Origin of the sequence: Acidovorax delafieldii 2AN, from assembly GCF_000175235.1 — a bacterium.
Classification (GTDB): Bacteria; Pseudomonadota; Gammaproteobacteria; order Burkholderiales; family Burkholderiaceae_C; genus Acidovorax; species Acidovorax delafieldii_B.
Genome location: NZ_ACQT01000538.1, coordinates 1 through 1088 on the forward strand (window position 1 = coordinate 1; position 1088 = coordinate 1088).

1 protein-coding gene is annotated in these 1088 nt (G+C 61.4%); it reads right to left on the reverse strand.

Going from position 1 to position 1088, the window contains the following annotated elements; genetic code table 11:
- Nucleotides 1-30: 30 nt before the first annotated feature.
- The gene (locus tag ACDELDRAFT_RS22870) at nt 31-1047 is read right to left on the reverse strand and encodes an IS1595-like element ISAcde1 family transposase (RefSeq protein ID WP_005801535.1); all 1017 of its coding nucleotides are present in this window, start codon (nt 1045-1047) and stop codon (nt 31-33) included.
- Nucleotides 1048-1088 lie beyond the last annotated feature (41 nt).

Consider the following 1088-nt stretch of genomic DNA (forward strand, 5'->3'; position numbering starts at 1 on the left):
AAGGGGTATCCACTTAGCTCCAGCGACCCCTCAAACACTGTGATTGCATCCAGTAATAATATCCGATTGCGTCCCACCGGTGTTCTTGCTCACGACGTCCGCATACGTCACCGGCGGCGTGACCACCGCTTGCTGCAGTAGGCGGTAAAACAGCATCCCGCGCGAGCTGGATGTGCGCCGGTTGAAGCGGAATACGAATTCATCGAGATAAGCATCCAGGTGCTCGGGTTGCACGGAGCCGTGGTGCGTTCCCAGCACCCAGCGCTGAACCAAGGAGGCGACCCGGTGAACTCCCGCCATGGACACATGGGCAGGCACACTTGAGCCCAGCATGACGGTGCGCTGGTGGATGTAACCCAGTTCTCCCAGGGAGCGGTACGCCGCCGAGCCGTCCGTGCGTATCTGGGCTGCGGGCTCGACCACCTCCTGCACGAAGGGGATGACGTGGGATGCGGAGTCTCGGTCGATGCGGCGCAATCGGATGCGCCCAAACCCCTGGGGCTGCACGATCTCCACCGCCATGACCATCAACACTTTGGTGGTGCTGCTCTTGCGCCCCGCAGGGGTGGCGGGATTTTTGCGATCCGTAATGGACAGGTAGGCTTCATCCACCTCGACAAGCCCCTTGAGCTTGTCACGGTCCGGGCGGACCATGGCGCGCCGAAACCGGTGCAACATGGTCCACGCTGTCTGGTAACTCCCCAAACCCAATACGCGCTGCAGTCCCAAGGCGCTCACGCCTTGCTTCTGATTGGTCAGGTACCACGCCGCAGCCAGCCACACCCGCAGCGGCGTACGCGTCTTGTCAAAGATGGTCCCTGAGGTCACCGTGCCCTGGTACTGGCATGCCCGGCACATCAGGCGGGTGCGGCTGGCGCGATACACATCACCCGTATTTCCACAGCGCGGACAGATGAAGCCTTCGGGCCAGCGCAGCTTCTCCAGGAACGCCTGGCAGGCCTCTTCGGTGGCAAACCAGTCAAGAAATTCGTTCCACGTGCGAGGATAGTCCTGCCCGGGAGTTGGCGTTAGCATCTGGGTTTCCATCCAGCTATTCTGGCGCCACTGGAGCTAAATGGATACCCCTT

Excerpts from the sequence above, each read along its gene's own strand:
- ACDELDRAFT_RS22870 (WP_005801535.1), bottom strand. The coding sequence starts at position 1,047 with ATGGAAACCCAGATGCTAACGCCAACTCCCGGGCAGGACTATCCTCGC.